The organism is Neisseria sp. P0007.S010, from assembly GCF_051962875.1.
In the GTDB taxonomy this organism is placed as follows: Bacteria; Pseudomonadota; Gammaproteobacteria; order Burkholderiales; family Neisseriaceae; genus Neisseria; species Neisseria subflava_A.
On sequence record NZ_JBQCUX010000043.1, the window covers coordinates 1 to 280 of the forward strand.

The following is a 280-nucleotide window of genomic DNA, read 5'->3' on the forward strand; positions in this document are numbered from 1 at the left end:
GTGTAGAGGTGATCAAAGTGTCCCACGCCCACCCGGCCAGTTTCGACAGCCTGGTGCAGACCTATCGCGACACCTTCAGCCGCCACCCGCGCCTGAAGCTGATGGCGCTGACCTACGTCACCCACCGTACCGGCCTGGTCATGCCGGTGGAGGCCATCGCCCGGGCGGCAAGGGAATATGGCGTCGAAATCATCCTCGATGGCGCCCATGCGTTGGGCCAGATCGACTTCGACCTAGGGCAACTGGGCATCTCGTTCGCCGGTTTCAACCTGCACAAGTG

The 280-nt window shown here is 62.9% G+C and carries 1 protein-coding gene; it reads left to right on the forward strand.

What is annotated here, in order from left to right:
- Nucleotides 1-17: 17 nt before the first annotated feature.
- Nucleotides 18-280: aminotransferase class V-fold PLP-dependent enzyme (locus tag ACTHR7_RS10825; RefSeq protein ID WP_440370810.1), on the forward strand; the 263-nt coding region annotated here is incomplete at its 3' end.